The following is a 17,019-nucleotide window of genomic DNA, read 5'->3' as shown; positions in this document are numbered from 1 at the left end:
AAAGGCAGTTCGGCCGAATAAGAAAAGAGGCTGTGCAAAAGCACAACCTCTTTTTTGGCGTCTTATCCTGCCGCCTGCGGACGCTGTCAGTGTCCGCCCTGACAGCGGCGGTGGGCATCCTCGGGGATGGGGGCTGCCGTAGTGGCGAGCGTCTGTTCCTCCTGCAGTAAGTCCGCGAGTGTGATATGGTCAATGACTTCGTTGACCGCCGATTCAATGCGCGAAAAGACGGAGCGGGACACGCAGCGCTCCGCGAGGTCGCAGGCGACGGAATCCTGTCCGAGACAGACCACAGGTGCCATATTGCCCTCGGTCAGACGGAGAATATCGCCGACCGAGTAGTCCTTCGGCGCGCGGGTCAGGAGATAGCCGCCCTGGGCGCCGCGTATGCTCTTCACAAAGCCGGCCTTACTCAGCACGGCCACAATTTGCTCGAGGTATTTCTCGGAGAGTTCCTGCTTTGCAGCGGCATCCTTCAGACGTGTGACTTGCTCCGGCTGTCTCGCAAATTCCATCATCAGGCGAAGTGCGTAGCGCCCTTTTGTGGATATTTTCATGACAACTCCTTCCAGTTTTTCTTTGCCAGTATTTCCTAGCAATTCACTCGGGATTTAGGATAACAGGAAAAAAGCGCTTTGGCAAGCCAAACCTTGCGAAGTATGCTATACTGAAATGAAAACAATTGGAGTATTGTCGCCAAAAAGGAGGAAGCCATGCAGTTTATTCCGGGAGTTATTTTGTTTGTCATAGTCGTCGGCATTCTTGCGAACGGTATCAGCATTGTGCCGCAGGCACAGGCTCTCATCATCGAGCGTCTGGGCCGCTACCATGCGACCTGGGATGCGGGCGTGCATCTCATGATTCCGTTTGTGGATCGCATCGCAAAGCGCGTCAACCTGAAGGAACAGGTCGCGGATTTCCCGCCGCAGCCCGTGATCACGAAGGACAATGTCACGATGCGCATTGACTCGGTTGTCTTCTTCGTGATTACCGAGCCGAAGCTCTATGCGTACGGTGTCGAGAACCCGATTTCCGCAATCGAGAACCTGACGGCAACCACACTCCGCAACATCATCGGTTCCATGGATCTCGACACGACGCTGACTTCCCGCGAGACCATCAACACCGAGATGCGCTCGCAGCTGGATGTCGCGACCGACCCCTGGGGTATCAAGGTAAACCGCGTCGAGTTAAAGAACATTCTCCCGCCGGACGCGATTCGCGAGGCCATGGAGAAGCAGATGAAGGCAGAGCGAGAGAAGCGTGAGCTCATCACCCTGGCACAGGGTAAAAAAGAGTCCGCGGTCCTGAACGCACAGGGTAATAAGGAAGCGGCTATCCTGAATGCGGAGGCGGAAAAGCAGACTGCGATTCTCCGCGCGGAGGCAGAGAAGGAGAGAAAGATTCAGGAGGCGGAAGGTCAGGCAAAGGCAATCCGCGCCGTCAAAGAAGCGGAGGCCGATGGTATTCGCCTGATTCGCGAGGCGGGTGCCGATGAGGCGGTTCTGAAGCTGCGCAGTCTCGATGCATTGACTCGCGTCGCGGACGGCAGAGCCACCAAGATTGTGATTCCGTCCGACATTCAGAATATGGCGGGACTGGTGACCGCATTAAAGGAGACCGCTTCGGTGGCAACGCCGGGCGACGGGAGTGAGAAGAAGGCATGAGAGACGGATTTATCCGCGTCGCCGCCGCGACGCCGGAGGTGAGGGTCGCGGACCCCGCTTATAACCGGGAGCGGATGGCGGAGATAATCCGCGGGGAAGCAGAGCAGGGAACCAAATTACTTGTCTTTCCGGAACTCGCGCTGAGCGCCTATACCTGCGGCGATCTTTTTTTACAGGATACGTTGCAGGAGGCGGTGCGCCGGGAACTGAAAAATCTGCTGGATCAGACAGCGGACACCGAAGTGCTCTGCTTTGTCGGTTTGCCCTTTGCCTTTGAGAACCAGCTCTACAATGCGGTCGCGGTCTTTCAAAAGGGGCAGCTGCTCGGCCTCGTGCCGAAGCTGCACATTCCGAATTACGGCGAGTTCTACGAGCGCCGTTACTTTGCGCCGGGCTTCCGGGCTCCGGTTCTCGTGCCGCTCTTCGGCGAGCAGGTGCCTTTCGGCGCGAGACTGCTCTTTTCCTGCGGGAGCTTGCCGGAACTCAAAATCGGCGTCGAAATTTGTGAGGATCTCTGGGTGCCGAATGCACCTTCGATCGATCTCTGCGCGGCAGGGGCTACGCTCATCGTGAACTGCTCGGCTTCGAATGCGCTCGCCGGAAAACGGAAGGCGCGGCGGGAGCTTGTCAAGGCGCAGAGCAGCAAGCTCCTCGCAGGCTATATCTATGCGAGTGCGGGCGAAGGCGAGTCGACGCAGGACCTTGTGTTCAGCGCCCACAACCTGATTGCGGAGGCGGGAGAGGTACTCGCCGAGTCTCCGCTACTCACGAACGCGGTCATCGCATCGGAGCTGGATTTGAAAAAGCTGCTCTTCTTAAGAAGACGGCAGAACAGCTATCCGCAGAGAGACAGCGAGTCGAATCTGTACTGCGGCGTCGATTTTGACCTTCGTCTCACGGAGACCGAGCTCACGCGGACGGTCAATCCGGCACCTTTTGTGCCGGCGGATGCGGCAGCGCGCCGCGAGAGATGCGAGGAAGTGCTGCAGATTCAGGCGCTCGGTTTAAAGAAGCGCCTCGCCCATATCAACGGCAAGCGGGCGGTGCTCGGCCTTTCGGGCGGACTTGATTCGACGCTTGCGCTTCTGGTCGCGGTCCGGAGTTTTGATGCGCTCGGCCTTCCGCGGAGCGGTATTGAGGCGATAACCATGCCGGCCTTCGGCACGACGGACAGAACCTACCGGAATGCCTGTGCGCTCGCCGAAGCCATCGGCGCTTCGCTCGAGGAAATCTCGATTCGCGAAGCGGTGTTGCAGCACTTTCGGGACATCAAGCAGGATCCCGAGAAGCACGATATCACCTATGAGAATTCACAGGCGCGCGAGCGCACGCAGGTACTCATGGACATCGCAAACCGGGACAATGCGCTTGTCATCGGAACCGGTGACCTCTCGGAACTCGCGCTCGGCTGGGCCACCTATAACGGCGACCACATGTCGATGTATGCGGTCAATGTCTCGGTGCCGAAGACCCTGGTGCGCGTCCTTGTCGAGCATGAGGCGAGCCTTGCGGGCGGAAAACTCCGCGAAGTCTTGCTCGATATTCTCGACACGCCGGTGAGCCCCGAACTCCTGCCGCCGAAGGACGGTGTGATCAGCCAGAAGACCGAAGATCTCGTGGGACCCTACGAGCTCCATGATTTCTTTTTGTTTCAGATGCTCCGCTACGGCAGCAGCCCGCGGAAGATTTATCGCCTTGCGTTGCGTGCCTTTGTGGGTGTCTATGACGGAGCGACTGTCAAAAAGTGGCTGATCACCTTCCTCCGCCGTTTCTTCACGCAACAGTTCAAGCGCTCCTGTCTGCCGGACGGCCCGAAGACCGGAAGTGTGGCAGTGTCGCCGCGCGGCGATCTCCGCATGCCTTCGGACGCGGTGAGCCGTATCTGGTTTGAGGAGGCAGAGTCGCTATGATTACATCGCCCGCGAACAAAAAAGTAAAAGAAGTGCGCGCACTCTTTGAGAAAGCGTCTCTTCGCGCGGAGCGGGGATTATTTCCGGTCGAGGGCGTCCGCATGTTTCTGGAAGCACCCGCGGCGGAAATCGAGGAGCTCTATGTGAGCGAGAGTTTTGCGGCGCGCGCCGAGGGAGAAGTTCGGGAAAAGATAGAGGCACTCGGGGCAGAGACAGTCGCCGACAATATTTTTGCAAAGATGTCGGACACAAAGACGCCGCAGGGCGTGCTCGCGCTGCTTCGCATGCAGAGAAAGAGTCTTGCCGAAGTATTGGCGAAAGGCGCAAGCTGCTTCCTCGCGGTCGAAAGCCTGCAGGATCCCGGAAACCTCGGGACCATGCTCCGGGCGGGTGAGGGAGCCGGTCTCTCGGCCATCCTCGCAAACCGCGGCACCGTGGACATTTATAATCCCAAGGTGATACGCGCGACGATGGGCAGCATTTTCCGCATTCCGGTGGTCTATGCGGACGACTGGCTTGCGGCACTGCGAGAGCTCTCCGCAAATCATTTTTCACTCTATGCGGCGGCTCTTCAGGCCTCCGTGCCCTATGACAGCATAGATTACCCGGAGAAGACTGCCTTTTTGATCGGCAATGAGGCAGCCGGCCTCACGACTGAGACAATAACTATGGCGGATCAAAGCATCCATATTCCCATGCTCGGGCAGGTGGAATCGCTGAATGCGGCTGTTGCGGCGTCCGTTCTGCTCTATGAGCGCGCAAGACAGCGGAGAAGGGGGACAAGATGAAGGGAAGTCTGATCAGTCAGAATCATTTCTGGCTCGATGTCCTGCATGTCTTTGTGGGCATTGCGGTCACCGTGCTTGCGGTCTTTGCCTTTTTGTCACCGGAAGAGTATCCGTTCTTTTTCTCTCTGATTTTCGGCCTGGCGGGGCTTCTGACCCTGGTCAACGGTCAGGTCCGTTTTACCGCTCTTCGGCGCGCACACCGGAAAAAGGGCAGTGCCGTCGTTGTGATGCTGCTCGGCGCGATACTCTTAGGTCTCTGCGCGGTCAGCGCAGTCGTGATGCTCTGAGGGGGTTCCTTTGCTGAAGGATGATATTTTAAAAGCGCTGCTCGAAGCGGGTGATTACTGTTCCGGGCAGGCGCTCTGCGAGCGCTTTCACGTGACCAGAACAGCGGTCTGGAAAGCGGTTGCCAGGTTGCGTGACGAGGGCTATACCATAGAAGCGAGACAGAATCGAGGCTATCGTTTGCAGAACACAGAATATTTACTGAGTCAGGCGTCACTCGACGAGGCATTCGCGGCGCAAAATTTCTTGAAACGCTGGGTCTTTTTGCAGCAGACCGACTCGACGAATCTGGAGGTGAAGCGAGCTGCCGCTGCCGGAGACTGGGGGCCGACTCTCTTTGTCGCGGAGGAACAGACCGCCGGCAGAGGGCGGCGGGGGCGCAACTGGAGTTCTCCGCCGGGGAGCGGCATCTGGATGTCTCTCTTACTGCGGCCAAAGCTCAGGCCGGAGCGCGCATCTGTGCTTACTTTGGTCACGGCACTGGCTGTGACGGACGGCATACGCGAGGCAACGGGACTCGAGGCGGCCATTAAGTGGCCCAACGATGTGGTCGTAAAGGGGAAAAAAGTCGCGGGGATTCTGACCGAGATGAGCACGGACATGGATCGCATCGAATTTGTCGTGATCGGCATCGGCATCAATGTGAATACCGAGAGCTTTCCGGAGGAAATTCAGAGCGTTGCGACTTCGCTCGCGATCGAACAAGGCAAGCGGGCCGCGCGGACGCCGATTATTGCGGCAATCTGGAAGCACTTTGCGGCCTATGAGCGTCTTTTTGAGGCGACAGGCTCTTTTGCGGCGCTGAAAGAGCGCTATGAGACCTTACTTGCCAATCGCAACCGGGAAGTGCGGGTGCTGGATCCGGACGGAGAGTACACGGGCACGGCGATCGGCATCACGGAAGAAGGCGAATTACTGGTGCTCCGGGACGATCAAAGTCTAACGGCAGTGCGAAGCGGCGAAGTCAGCGTGCGCGGAATTTACGGCTATGTGTAATTTCGTGTCTTCAGGATATCGAGAACAGGAGGAATGAATCCAAATGGCGGAAGCGAAGAAGAAAACGGAAAAGAAGAGCGCGAAGAGCAAGAAGGCTGAGTCCGAGAAGCGGGAAATTCAGGAGCAGGAGCTCCTGCACGGACTCATGCAGCTGGTCGAGCAGGCCAAGAACAAGGACTCCAAGCTGGATGTCGATGAGATCAATGATTACTTCCAGGACTATAATCTGAGTCCCGAGGGCATTGAGCATATTTACAGCTATCTCGAGGGCAATAATATCGAAGTCCAGCACCACCAAGAGGAGGAGCCGCCGGAGGATCTCGAGACCAGCGGCAAGGGCGATGCGATGCTCGATCTCGACCTGGATCTCGACGATGACCTCGACGCAGAGGATGAAAACGGAGAGAAGATTGAGGGAGAGGAAATCAATCTGAACCCGGTGGATCTCCTCGAAGGCGTCGGCACCGAAGATCCGGTCCGGATGTACTTAAAAGAAATCGGCACCGTGCCGCTGCTCACCGCCGAGGAGGAGATGGAACTCGCGCGCAGAAAGCAGGCCGGCGATGAGAAGGCGAAGAAGAAGCTGATCGAAGCAAACCTTCGCCTCGTGGTCAGTATCGCAAAGCGCTACACAGGTCGCGGCATGAGTTTCCTGGATCTCGTACAGGAGGGAAACCTTGGGCTCATCAAGGGCGTCGAAAAGTTTGACCCCGAGAAAGGATTCAAGCTCTCGACATACGCGACCTGGTGGATTCGTCAGTCCGTGACGCGTGCGCTCGCGGATCAGGCGAGAACCATACGCGTGCCGGTGCACATGGTCGAGACCATCAATAAGATGAGCAAGATGCAGCGCAAGCTCACGCTGGAGCTCGGCTACGAGCCGAGCGTCGCGGAACTCGCAAAGGCGCTCGACATGACCGAGGAAAAGGTCATGGAGATCATGCAGATTGCGCGCGAGCCTGCTTCGCTCGAGACGCCGATCGGTGAGGAAGACGACTCGAACCTCGGCGATTTTGTCGCGGACAACAATGTGCTGACGCCCGAGGACAATGTGGAGTCGGTCATGCTGCGCGAGCACATCGAGGCGCTGCTCGGCGACCTCAAGGAGAGAGAGCGCCAGGTCATCGTGCTCCGCTTCGGCCTCGAGGACGGCCATCCGAGAACTCTCGAGGAAGTCGGCAGAGAGTTCAAGGTGACCAGAGAGCGCATCCGCCAGATTGAGGCAAAGGCGCTTCGGAAACTCAGAAACCCGGTGAGATCCAAGAGAATCAGAGACTTTTTATGAATCAGAGAAATTATCAGCGTGAGCTGGACAATTTGGTCAAACAAAACGAAGCTTCGGGCAAAGTCCCGAAGCTTCTTCTTCATGTCTGTTGTGCGCCCTGCTCCTCCTTCTGTCTGGAGAGTCTGGCGCCGCATTTTGATGTGACTGTCTTTTTTTGTAACCCGAACATCGATGATCCGGAAGAGTATCATCGCAGGGCAGAGGAGGAGAAACGCTTACTCCGGGAAATGAATTTGCCGCGTCCGGTCGGCTTCCTCGAAGGGGAATACAACCCCGAACGCTTTCACGAAGCGGTGCGCGGACACGAAACGGACCCGGAGGGCGGGGAGCGCTGCGGCATCTGTTTTGAGCTCCGTCTCCGCGAGAGCGCAAAGGCTGCCAAGGCGGGGGGCTTTGACTACTTTACGACGAGTCTCACAATTTCCCCGATGAAAAGCGCTCCCCGACTGAATGCAATCGGGGAGCGCATCGGTGCGGAGGAGGGCGTTGCCTTCCTGCCGTCGGATTTTAAAAAGAAAAACGGATTTCTTCGTTCGACCGAGCTCTCGAGAGAGTACGGGCTCTACCGCCAGGATTACTGCGGTTGCTCCTACTCAAAGCGGGAGGCGGCGGCGCGAAAAGCTCAGTGCAGTTCTGCGGCAAAGACCGACTCGGCAATCGTGTCGGCGAGCGAGAGCAGCTGCAGGCGCTGTTCCTCGTGACCGCGGGACTTTAAGGTGACCGTGTCCTGCAGGAAGTTCATGTTCTTCATCGAGGAGAAGAGTTCGCTCATCTTCTTGCCGGAGACCGGCGCCCAGGAACCGTTTTCCACGAGGGCAATCGAGCGATTCTGCACATTGTGCGCCGCGAGGTCGCGAATCAGGTTCTCCATGTAGGGGAAGATTTCGTTGTTGTAGGTCGCGGAGGCAAAGACCAGGTGGCTTGCGCGGAAAGCCTCGGAGACCAGGTAGGAGACATCGGTCACGGAGACATCGTACATCTTGATGTTCTTGACCTTCTTGGCGCCGAGCGCATTGGCGAGCACTTCCGCCGCATTCTCGGTGCCGCCGTAAATCGAGGCATAGAAGATAACCACTTCGTTGTCCTCGGGGCGGTAGGTTGCCCAGCGGGAGTATTTCTCGATGAGCCACTGAATCTTGTTTGCGGCGCGCCACACGGGACCGTGCAGCGGGCAAATCATCTGAATGTCAAGCCCCGCGGCCTTGTTTAAGAGTGCCTGTACCTGCAAGCCGTATTTGCCCACGATGTTCGAGTAGTAGCGGCGCATCTCGGAGAGTTCAAAGTCGCCGAAATCCAGCTGGTCGGCATAGAGATTGCCGGAGAGCGCACCGAAGGTGCCGAAGGCATCGGCCGAGAAGAGAATCTTTTCGGTCTCATCGTAGGTCACGGTGACTTCCGGCCAGTGGACCATGGGAGCCAGAATGAAGCGGAAGTTGTGATGACCGGTCGAGAGCGTGTCGTTCTCCTTGACCTGCATGACCTTGCCCTGCAGATTGAGGTCTCCGAAGAACTGCTTAATCATCGCGTGGGTCTTTGCGCTGCCCACGACAGTCGCCTCCGGATAGCGGAGCAACACTTCGGCAAGCGTAGCGCAGTGATCCGGCTCCATGTGGTTCACGATGATATAGTCGAGCGGACGGCCGTTTAAGACGGACTTGATATTCTCGAGGAATACGCCGCAAATCGAATGATCTACCGTGTCGAGAAGAACGGTCTTCTCATCCATGACCAGATAGGAATTGTAGGAAATGCCGAGCGGAACCGGGTGGCAGTTCTCAAATTTCGCAAGTCTTCGGTCGCTGGACCCGAGATACCAGAGCGTATCGCTCATCTGAATTGCCTGGTGCATAAGTTCTCCTTTTCTGACAATTTGCGCAGACGAATCATTGCGCCACAATCTTTCTTCGGTTTCTTCGCCGACAGTATAGCACAAAGAGCGGCAGGCTTGCCACTGCTTGCGGAATGCTTTGGAATGTTGTAGACTGATTTTGTTTTGATTTTCACAAAAGAATGGGGAATTGTGTTCTCCTGCGAGGTAAATTTATGTCTGATACATGTAATTCTGCGCCCCAGGGCATGCCGGAGCCGCCGAAACCGAATTTTCAGGTTCCGAGCAACGAAAACAGCAATATCTGCCATGTCATCGCGATTATGAGCGGTAAGGGCGGTGTGGGTAAGTCGCTCATGACCAGTCTGCTCGCTTCCCGTGTCAGCGAGGCGGGCTATCGCGTCGGCATTCTGGATGCCGATATCACCGGACCTTCGATTCCAAAGGCCTTCGGGGTGGACGGTCAGAGCCTTCACTCCCGCGAGAATCTGATGGTGCCGGCCGAGACAAAGAGCGGCATCAAAATCGTGAGCTCGAACCTGTTGCTCGACGACGACACGGAGCCGCTCATCTGGCGCGGACCGATGATTGCGAGCGTCGTGAAGCAGTTCTGGAGCGATGTCTACTGGGGCGATGTCGACTATCTCTTTGTCGATATGCCGCCGGGTACCGGCGATGTGCCGCTCACGGTGTTCCAGTCGCTGCCGGTTGAGGGCATTGTCGTGGTGACGAGCCCGCAGGAACTGGTGTCGATGATTGTCGAGAAGGCTGTTAATATGGCCCGCCAGATGAACGTGCCGATTCTCGGCCTGGTTGAGAATCTGAGTTATTACGAGTGCCCGGACTGCGGCAAAGCACATTCGATTTTCGGCGAGAGCCATATCGATGAGATCGCAAAGACCTACGGGGTCAAGGTGCTCGCGAAAGCGCCGATAGACGCGAACATTGCCGCTGCGGTCGATGCGGGCAAGGTGGAGACCCTGACCGTTCCGTGGCTGGATGGCGCAGTCGCCGCGGTCACAGGAGACAAGACGGAAAAATGATGACAAACGGCGGCGATCCGAACAGCGAGCTGGAGCGCGCCGTACTCCGGGGACCCGGTGCTTTCCGGGTGCCCGAGAGTATGGTCGCCTGGGCGCAGCAGTTTCAGGACGCCATGATGATGTACAATTGTGCCATTCGGGAGGTCAAGACAAAACTGGAGGTCCTGAATGACGAACTCTCGGTCCGGAATCAGAGAAATCCGATTGAGATGATCAAGTACCGGATCAAGCAGCCGCATAGCATCATCGAAAAGCTGAAGCGGAAGGGCTTTCCGCTTACCTTACAGTCTATGACGGAAAATCTCGATGACATTGCGGGCGTGCGTGTCATCTGCTCCTTCGTGGACGATATTTACGCGCTCGCCGGTATGATGATGCGGCAGGACGATGTGCATGTCTTGCAGATTAAGGATTATATTCGGAATCCGAAGGATAACGGCTATCGCTCCTATCACATCATTGCGGAGGTGCCGGTCTACTTTTCGGATCAGAAGAGTTTTATCCGGGTCGAAATCCAAATTCGAACGATTGCGATGGATTTCTGGGCGAGCCTCGACCACGAACTCAAGTACAAAAAAGAGATTCCGGATGCCGAGGAAATCTCGGAGGAACTCCGCGCCTGCGCGGATATCATTGCGGATACCGACGAGAAGATGCTTGCGATTCGTCGCCGCATTGAGCAAAAAGAGAACGAACGCTGAGGTTTCGGCTAAAATCGTGAAGTATGCGGTATGCACCAAAAAGGCGCTGTGCGAAGGCACAGCGCCTTTTTGGTGCTCGGAGTTATTCACCACTACGCTAATAAAATGTTCATTAAAATTCACTTTGAACCTTGAATGAATAGTAACAAAATTAAAAAGTTCTTCATATAATCTTGTAAAGACTCACAAACACAGCTAAGATATTAAGGAAAGCTTATGGTAGGCTAGTGTAACAAGGAGGAAAGCATATGAGAAAACGAAGGAACTGGTCAAAGCGCCTGCTGGCCAGTGTGCTCAGTGCTGCGATGGTCGCACTGAACATTTCCACAGCGGCGCCTGCTCTCGCAGCGCCATCCGCGGAGGAGTATCGGGAAGATGCTGAGCTCATCAATGATCTCGCGCTTCCGAAGCCCCTGCAGCAGAAGCTAGAGGGGAAGGCGACTTCCTCGGATGCGGCGGCGAAGACAGAAGAAAAAGTCGATCTGCTTGCGGGCTCTGCGCGCTGGGGCACACCCTCGAATGCGGCGAAAGTGCTACACACGCAGCTCGACGGCGTCGAGATCTCGGTCAGCGCGCCGGCCGGCGTACTGCCGGAAGGTGCAACGCTCCGGGCGCGGAAGCTCACAGAAGAGGAAGAGAAGGAAGCGCTCGCAAAGATTGCAGATCATGCAGAGGCAACGGGCAAGACTGCGACGACCCAGTTTCTCTGCGACCTGACAGTCTTAAACGCTGCTGGCGAGGCAATTCAGCCGGACAATGCGAAGGGCGCATTAGCGGTCTCGTTCCGGAATGTCAGCATTGTCTCTGCTGATGCTTCCCAAATGGGAGAAGACAGTGAAAATCAGGATGCGTCCGGCGTATCGGTTCTCCACATTGACGAAGAGAAGGAGAAAGTCGACACGCTTCGCGAGGGCCTAGACGAGAATCTGCCGATCCTGCAGGCAAAGGCAGAACATTTCTCGCCGTTTGCCGTCGTGAACTACCAGACGACTGATCCCACGCTGGGTATCAGCTTCAAGCTTCTCGATTACGACGGAAATACAGCGCGCACGAGCTATAAGCTCGGCGATGTGACCATTAATGACTCAGCGGCTACTGGCGTCACATCTGTGAACTTTGAGGTGGACCAGGGCGGTATCAATACACTGCCTGCGACCGGAACTGCGGCGCCGGGAAAAACCTACCACGCGATCACAGATATTCTGACGCCGCACAAGTTCTACCAGATCATTTTCTCGGCGCCGCTCACCGCGGCCGAGACGAAGGCCTTTATCGAGAACAATCTGAAATTTACGCTCACGGCGGCGGGCGCGAGCCAGCAGTTAAAGATCAAGCTCGGCAACGGCGCGAACAATCTGCCGAGCGGCAACGTCACGATCACCAAGAAGACAATCCCAAATCCAGTCGCAGGCGACAGCGCCGAGCATTACTACATGTATGTAGATGCGCCCAGTATCAGCTGGGTGGACAGCTATAACAAGGCGAAGAGCTATAAACTCGACGGCATGACAGGCTATTTGGCAACTATCACATCGCATGACGAAGATGTGGGTCTGGATGCGATCACGGGCGTGGGCGCCTGGTCGGGCGGCGCACGTTTTGACGGAATCAATGATGCGGCGAGTATTCCTGCCTGGCACGACGGTTCGGCAGCCACTCGTCCGAGCGGCATCTACGACAATTACATGCATGCTGGCAACGTAGGCACTGGAACCTGGAACAGGTGGCGCTGGCAAGATGGACCAGAGACGGGACATGAGTACTTCAATGCCGTGACCGGTACCGCGATGAATGGCTCGTATCTTCGCTGGGGACCTTATCAGCCGGACTCTGCGTCGCAGGGTTCAGACGGGTATGAGGCTGTGATGCAGGTGCATTTCGGCGGAAACTGGAATGACCTGCCAAATGTCCACAGCATTGTTCAGGGCTACTTTGTCGAGTTCAGCGGCTACAATAAGGACCCGGGCAGTCACACGAGCAGTGAACAGCCTTCGCTGAGCACCGACCACAAGGTGAAGGCGACACTCGGCGGAAATGACTATTACTTTAATGACGCGGATGCCGCGATTGCCTGGTCGCAGCAGAACGGCAATGCGCCGATCACATTAATCGGCGATACGACGCTCACCCAGACCGTTCCGGCTGGCATCACGATTGACCTGAACGGTCACACGCTGACGGTGCCATCCGGCCACAATGTCACGAACAACGGCACGATCAATGCGACAAATCCGGCAAGTAATCTGGCTGTGCAGGGAAGCAACGGCACGATTACCAACGGAACGGGCGGACAGATTACGCGGAACATCACAATCAAGATGAATGACCGCACGGTGACGGCGACCGAGCCGCTCACCTGGGCACTGAGTGATGCGACGATTACAGGTGGTTTCATCGGCACTGACCGCGTAAGTGCACTGATGGTGAATTTTGACAACAGTTCGACGGCACAGGCACATCCGACGTTGCCGGTGACAGCTGAGAATCCGACGACCTTTGACAACGGCACGGTGGGCAGTGCGCCGCTCGGCACTTATACGATTACCTATTTGCCGGGTACCGTGACGAGAAACCCGCACCACTATACGGTTAAGTTTGTTGCGAATGCACCGGCGGGTCAGACCGCGACGGGTACGATGCCCGACCGCACCATTACCGGTAGCACGCCGGTAAATCTCACGAACCTGTTCGCGCTGAACGGCTATACTTTTAACGGCTGGACGGGTTCGGACGGCCAAACTTATGCGGACGGTGCGACACCGACGGATCTTGTGCTCACGAATAACGGCGTGATTACGATGACCGCGAACTGGACCGAAAACCAGTATGATATCCACTACCACATGAACGTCACGGCGGGTTCCCGCACGGCGAGCCTTGCAGTGAATCCGAACACGGCTGCGCACTACAAGGTCACAGATCCGAATATCACCCTTGCGGCGCCGACCTGGCCGGGCTACACCTTTGGCGGCTGGTATGATAACCCTGCTTTCACGGGCACAGCGCAGACCCAGCTCACAACGAGCGAGAATCCGGCGAGAAACCGCGACTACTATGCAAAGTGGACGCCGAAGACCTATTCGATTAGCTATGATCTGCACGACAGCACCCCGGCAGGACACCCGGCGACGAACCCGGATTCCGGCTTCACGACCTATACCGTGGAGACCCCGAATCACACCTTCGGCACCCCGATCCGCCCGGGTTACACCTTCCTCGGCTGGTATACGGATGCAGGCTATACGACACCGGCTCCGGCAACCCTCGACACGACGCAGGGCGATACGAACCCGACGCAGTTGCACGCAAAGTGGAGTGCGCCGCTGCCGTACACAATCACCTATGTGATGAACGACGCGGTACCGGCAGGCCACCCCGCGACCAATGCTGCGGCAAATCCGGGTGGCTTCCAGGTCACGGATCCGGTCATCATGCTCCGGCAGCCGACCCGCCCGGGTTACGATTTCCAGGGCTGGTATTCGGACGCAGCACTCACGACGCCGGTCGGAACGATTAACCCGGCGAGCGCAACGAACCACACCGTTTACGCAAAGTGGAGCGCCGCAAAGACCTATACCGTGCAGTGGACGCTGAATGACGGCACCCCGGCAGGTCACCCGGCTGCTAACCCGAATACGATTTCAAGTTACACGGTCGAGGACGCGGATGTCGCAATCGCGCCGGCAACCCGCACCGGTTACAACTTCCTCGGCTGGTTTACGGATGCCGCGCTCACAAACCCGGCACCGGCGACGCTCCACACGATGGACGCTGAGAATAAGCACTACTACGCAAAGTGGGACAGCACGCCGATCAGCTACCCGGTTAACTATGTGCTGAACGACACGCCGACAACCCCGGCGACCAACCCGGCGGTAAACCTCACTTCCTATACGGTTGAGACCCTGCCGTCGCCGATCACGGTTGCGCAGCCGCTCCGGAACGGCTACACTTTCCTCGGCTGGTACGATAACGCGGCGTTCACCGGTGCGCCGGTCACGCAGTTCTCTCCGATGGATGCGGCGCCGAAGACCTTCTACGCGAAGTGGAGCAATGCAAACAGTTATCCGGTGAACTTTCACCTGAACGATGCGGCTCCGGCGGGTCACCCGGCTTCGAACCCGAACACCGTGACGAGCTACACGGTTCTGGATTCCGATATCGCGATTGCACCGGCGACGAGAACCGGCTACGACTTTGAGGGCTGGTACGATAACCCTGGGTTCACCGGCACAGCGGTCACGACCCTTCACACGGCGGATGCCGCGGCGAAGGACTACTACGCAAAGTGGAGCGCGCCGAAGACCTATACCGTGCAGTGGGATCTGAATGACGGCACCCCGGCAGGCCATGCGGCTTCGAACCCGAACACGGTGACGAGCTACACAGTTCTGGACCACGACACAGCGATTGCCCCGGCGACCAGAACCGGCTATGACTTCCTCGGCTGGTACGATAACCCCGGCTTTACGGGCGCACCGGTCACGAACCTCCACACAATGGATGCCGAGAACAAGCACTACTACGCGAAGTGGAGTGCGGCAAAGAGCTATACGGTGCAGTGGGACATGAACGACAGCGTCCCGGCAGGCACGAGCGGCACAAATCCGAATACGGTGACGAGCTACACGGTTGAGGATCCGGACATCGCAATCGCAGCGCCGACAAGATCCGGTTATACCTTCCTGGGCTGGTTCGATAATCCGACCTTCATGGGAAGCCCGGTCACAAACCTCCACACGATGGATGCGGCCGACAAGCACTACTACGCGCGCTGGAGTAACCCGAACGACTATCAGATTTACTATCACGCGCATGACACGGCGGCACACCCGGCGACGAACCCGAACACCGTGACAAGTTACAATATCCTGAGTTCCGACTTTACGCTCGCTCCGGCGAGTAGAACCGGTTATAACTTCGAGGGCTGGTACGCGGATGCGGCGTACACGACCCCGGTGACCGGCCTCCGCGTGCAGGATCTCGAGGACAAGAACTTCCACATGAAGTGGAGCCCGGCGATTGTCTATCCGATCACCTATGTGATGAATGACAAGCCGACGAGCCCGGCAAGCGCAGTCACGCCGACCTCCTATACGGTCGAGGATGCAGACTTTGCGCTCGGTATTCCGACCCGTAACGGCGCGACCTTCCAGGGATGGTACGACAATGCCGCATTCAGCGGTTCGCCGGTTACGACCCTGCACACGATGGACGCGGCGCCGAAGACCTACTACGCAAAGTGGCAGCTCACGAACTACAATGTGAACTACAACTTGAACCCGGGCGGCGGCATCGGCACGCCGACCAACCCGACGAACAATGTTCCGACCTTCACGGTTGAGGATGATGTCCCGCTGGCTCCGCCGGTGCGCCGCGGTTACACCGGCAGCTGGACTTCGAACGGTCAGACGGTTACGAGCATTCCGGCCGGTACGGCGGGCAACCAGACGATTACGGCAAGCTGGACGCCGAACCACTATGCAATCAACTATGACCTCGGCGAGACGAGAAACAGCCCGATTCAGGGTCTTAATAACCTCCCGACCTCGTATACGATTGAGGATCAGACGATCACGCTGCCGACCCCGAGCCGCGTCGGTTACACCTTTGTCCGCTGGGAGAAGAGCTCCGCACCGGGTGTCGCAGACAATCAGATCACGGCGGAGAGCGACGGCGAGGTGAGCTTCAAGGCAGTCTGGGAGCCGATTCGCTACCACATCACCTACGATACGGCGGGCGGTGTCAACAACGCCGCAAACCCGACCACGTTCACGATCGAGGACGAGATTAACCCCTACGGTGCCGTGAAGCAGGGTGTTCGCTTCTGGACCTGGCAGGTGGTCGGCGGCAAGTTCCTGAACACGATTCCGGCCGGAACCACGCACGATGTGGCCCTCGTTGCGGTATACCAGAAAGATCAGGATACCGATAACGTCGGCGGCGGCGGCGGAGGCGGCGGTGCCGGTGGCGGCGGCGGAACCAGAAACGGCGGACACCGCGCGAACATCAGCCCGAACAATGTCGCGCCGCTTCCGGCGAACAACGCAAAGCCGTCCGAGCCGACTTCCGACAACAAGCCTGCCATGTCCGAGCCGACCCCGCAGAAGAACGCGGACCGGCAGGGCGACAGTAAGCTCGCGGATAAGAACGGCGGCAAGAAGCCGTCCGCAGCGCAGGGCAATGTACTGCAGGGCAGAAAGCGCCGTCTCCCGAAGACCGGTGAGGCGCCGCTCGCGCTGAACTACGCAGGTCTTGCGCTCGGCATGCTGCTCGCAGGCTTCGCGGTCGCGAAGAAGAAAGAAGAGCGGTAAAAGCCCGAGAGCCCAAAAAACCGGCACCTGCAGGCAGAAACAGGTAAGAAGAAAGGCGCTGTGCGAAAGCACAGCGCCTTTTTGCGTGCGCAAGGCAGGGTTTTAGCCCCGTCTTTTGTACACCTGATAAATGGTTCCAAAGATGTAAATTTGCGGGAAACGCCTGTATTTCGGTGAATAAAGCGACATAACAGCGCGATAG

Annotated in this window: 12 protein-coding genes; 10 read left to right on the top strand and 2 right to left on the bottom strand. The window is 57.4% G+C overall.

From position 1 onward, the window contains the following. Nucleotides 1–86: 86 nt before the first annotated feature. Complete coding sequence (locus tag HMPREF9623_RS01825; RefSeq protein ID WP_009532185.1) at nt 87–557, bottom strand: RrF2 family transcriptional regulator; 471 nt, start codon at nt 555–557, stop codon at nt 87–89. A 156-nt stretch (nt 558–713) separates the two neighbouring features. On the opposite strand from HMPREF9623_RS01825, the gene HMPREF9623_RS01820 reads away from it, so the two are divergent. From HMPREF9623_RS01820 to HMPREF9623_RS01790, 7 genes are all read left to right on the top strand, one after another. Next, the gene (locus HMPREF9623_RS01820; protein ID WP_009532184.1) at nt 714–1,667 is read left to right on the top strand and encodes an SPFH domain-containing protein; all 954 of its coding nucleotides are present in this window, start codon (nt 714–716) and stop codon (nt 1,665–1,667) included. Next, nucleotides 1,664–3,577, top strand: coding sequence for an NAD(+) synthase (locus tag HMPREF9623_RS01815; protein ID WP_009532183.1), 1,914 nt, complete (start codon nt 1,664–1,666; stop codon nt 3,575–3,577). Before HMPREF9623_RS01820 ends, HMPREF9623_RS01815 begins: the two co-directional genes overlap by 4 nt. Beyond that, the gene (locus tag HMPREF9623_RS01810; protein WP_009532182.1) at nt 3,574–4,365 is read left to right on the top strand and encodes a TrmH family RNA methyltransferase; all 792 of its coding nucleotides are present in this window, start codon (nt 3,574–3,576) and stop codon (nt 4,363–4,365) included. The genes HMPREF9623_RS01815 and HMPREF9623_RS01810 overlap by 4 nt, the downstream gene beginning before the upstream one ends. Beyond that, nucleotides 4,362–4,652, top strand: coding sequence for a DUF6637 family protein (locus tag HMPREF9623_RS01805; protein WP_009532181.1), 291 nt, complete (start codon nt 4,362–4,364; stop codon nt 4,650–4,652). The genes HMPREF9623_RS01810 and HMPREF9623_RS01805 overlap by 4 nt, the downstream gene beginning before the upstream one ends. A gap of 13 nt (nt 4,653–4,665) precedes the next feature. Continuing rightward, the gene (locus HMPREF9623_RS01800; protein WP_040799343.1) at nt 4,666–5,646 is read left to right on the top strand and encodes a biotin--[acetyl-CoA-carboxylase] ligase; all 981 of its coding nucleotides are present in this window, start codon (nt 4,666–4,668) and stop codon (nt 5,644–5,646) included. Nucleotides 5,647–5,791: 145 nt separating this feature from the next. Beyond that, a complete protein-coding gene (gene rpoD / locus HMPREF9623_RS01795; RefSeq protein WP_408640633.1) occupies nt 5,792–6,931 on the top strand; it encodes an RNA polymerase sigma factor RpoD in 1,140 nt (379 codons plus the stop codon). After that, nucleotides 6,928–7,632: an epoxyqueuosine reductase QueH gene (locus HMPREF9623_RS01790; RefSeq protein WP_009532178.1), complete on the top strand. Its 705-nt coding sequence runs from the start codon at nt 6,928–6,930 to the stop codon at nt 7,630–7,632. The genes rpoD and HMPREF9623_RS01790 overlap by 4 nt, the downstream gene beginning before the upstream one ends. Here HMPREF9623_RS01790 and HMPREF9623_RS01785 read toward each other — a convergent pair. Further along, nucleotides 7,554–8,780: an FprA family A-type flavoprotein gene (locus HMPREF9623_RS01785; protein WP_009532177.1), complete on the bottom strand. Its 1,227-nt coding sequence runs from the start codon at nt 8,778–8,780 to the stop codon at nt 7,554–7,556. The two genes, HMPREF9623_RS01790 and HMPREF9623_RS01785, sit on opposite strands and share 79 nt — an antisense overlap. A gap of 194 nt (nt 8,781–8,974) precedes the next feature. Here HMPREF9623_RS01785 and HMPREF9623_RS01780 point away from each other — a divergent pair, with 194 nt between their 5' ends. From HMPREF9623_RS01780 to HMPREF9623_RS01770, 3 genes are all read left to right on the top strand, one after another. Beyond that, nucleotides 8,975–9,802: an Mrp/NBP35 family ATP-binding protein gene (locus tag HMPREF9623_RS01780; RefSeq protein WP_009532176.1), complete on the top strand. Its 828-nt coding sequence runs from the start codon at nt 8,975–8,977 to the stop codon at nt 9,800–9,802. After that, nucleotides 9,799–10,503, top strand: coding sequence for a GTP pyrophosphokinase (locus tag HMPREF9623_RS01775; RefSeq protein ID WP_009532175.1), 705 nt, complete (start codon nt 9,799–9,801; stop codon nt 10,501–10,503). The genes HMPREF9623_RS01780 and HMPREF9623_RS01775 overlap by 4 nt, the downstream gene beginning before the upstream one ends. A 248-nt stretch (nt 10,504–10,751) precedes the next feature. Further along, nucleotides 10,752–16,817, top strand: a complete 6,066-nt coding sequence (locus HMPREF9623_RS01770) for an InlB B-repeat-containing protein (RefSeq protein ID WP_009532174.1) — start codon at nt 10,752–10,754, stop codon at nt 16,815–16,817. Nucleotides 16,818–17,019: the final 202 nt, after the last annotated feature.

The sequence above is a fragment of the Stomatobaculum longum genome, assembly GCA_000242235.1.
Taxonomy (GTDB): Bacteria; Bacillota; Clostridia; order Lachnospirales; family Lachnospiraceae; genus Moryella; species Moryella longum.
The sequence above is the reverse complement of the archived record's forward strand: the minus strand, read 5'-3'. Positions and strand labels throughout refer to the sequence as shown.

Bases quoted from the DNA above. Each gene is read 5' to 3' on its own strand.
- HMPREF9623_RS01810 (WP_009532182.1), top strand. From the start codon at position 3,574: ATGATTACATCGCCCGCGAACAAAAAAGTAAAAGAAGTGCGCGCACTC.
- rpoD (WP_408640633.1), top strand. From the start codon at position 5,792: ATGCAGCTGGTCGAGCAGGCCAAGAACAAGGACTCCAAGCTGGATGTC.
- HMPREF9623_RS01780 (WP_009532176.1), top strand. From the start codon at position 8,975: ATGTCTGATACATGTAATTCTGCGCCCCAGGGCATGCCGGAGCCGCCG.
- HMPREF9623_RS01805 (WP_009532181.1), top strand. From the start codon at position 4,362: ATGAAGGGAAGTCTGATCAGTCAGAATCATTTCTGGCTCGATGTCCTG.
- HMPREF9623_RS01825 (WP_009532185.1), bottom strand. From the start codon at position 557: ATGAAAATATCCACAAAAGGGCGCTACGCACTTCGCCTGATGATGGAA.
- HMPREF9623_RS01790 (WP_009532178.1), top strand. From the start codon at position 6,928: ATGAATCAGAGAAATTATCAGCGTGAGCTGGACAATTTGGTCAAACAA.
- HMPREF9623_RS01775 (WP_009532175.1), top strand. From the start codon at position 9,799: ATGATGACAAACGGCGGCGATCCGAACAGCGAGCTGGAGCGCGCCGTA.
- HMPREF9623_RS01815 (WP_009532183.1), top strand. From the start codon at position 1,664: ATGAGAGACGGATTTATCCGCGTCGCCGCCGCGACGCCGGAGGTGAGG.
- HMPREF9623_RS01770 (WP_009532174.1), top strand. From the start codon at position 10,752: ATGAGAAAACGAAGGAACTGGTCAAAGCGCCTGCTGGCCAGTGTGCTC.
- HMPREF9623_RS01785 (WP_009532177.1), bottom strand. From the start codon at position 8,780: ATGCACCAGGCAATTCAGATGAGCGATACGCTCTGGTATCTCGGGTCC.
- HMPREF9623_RS01820 (WP_009532184.1), top strand. From the start codon at position 714: ATGCAGTTTATTCCGGGAGTTATTTTGTTTGTCATAGTCGTCGGCATT.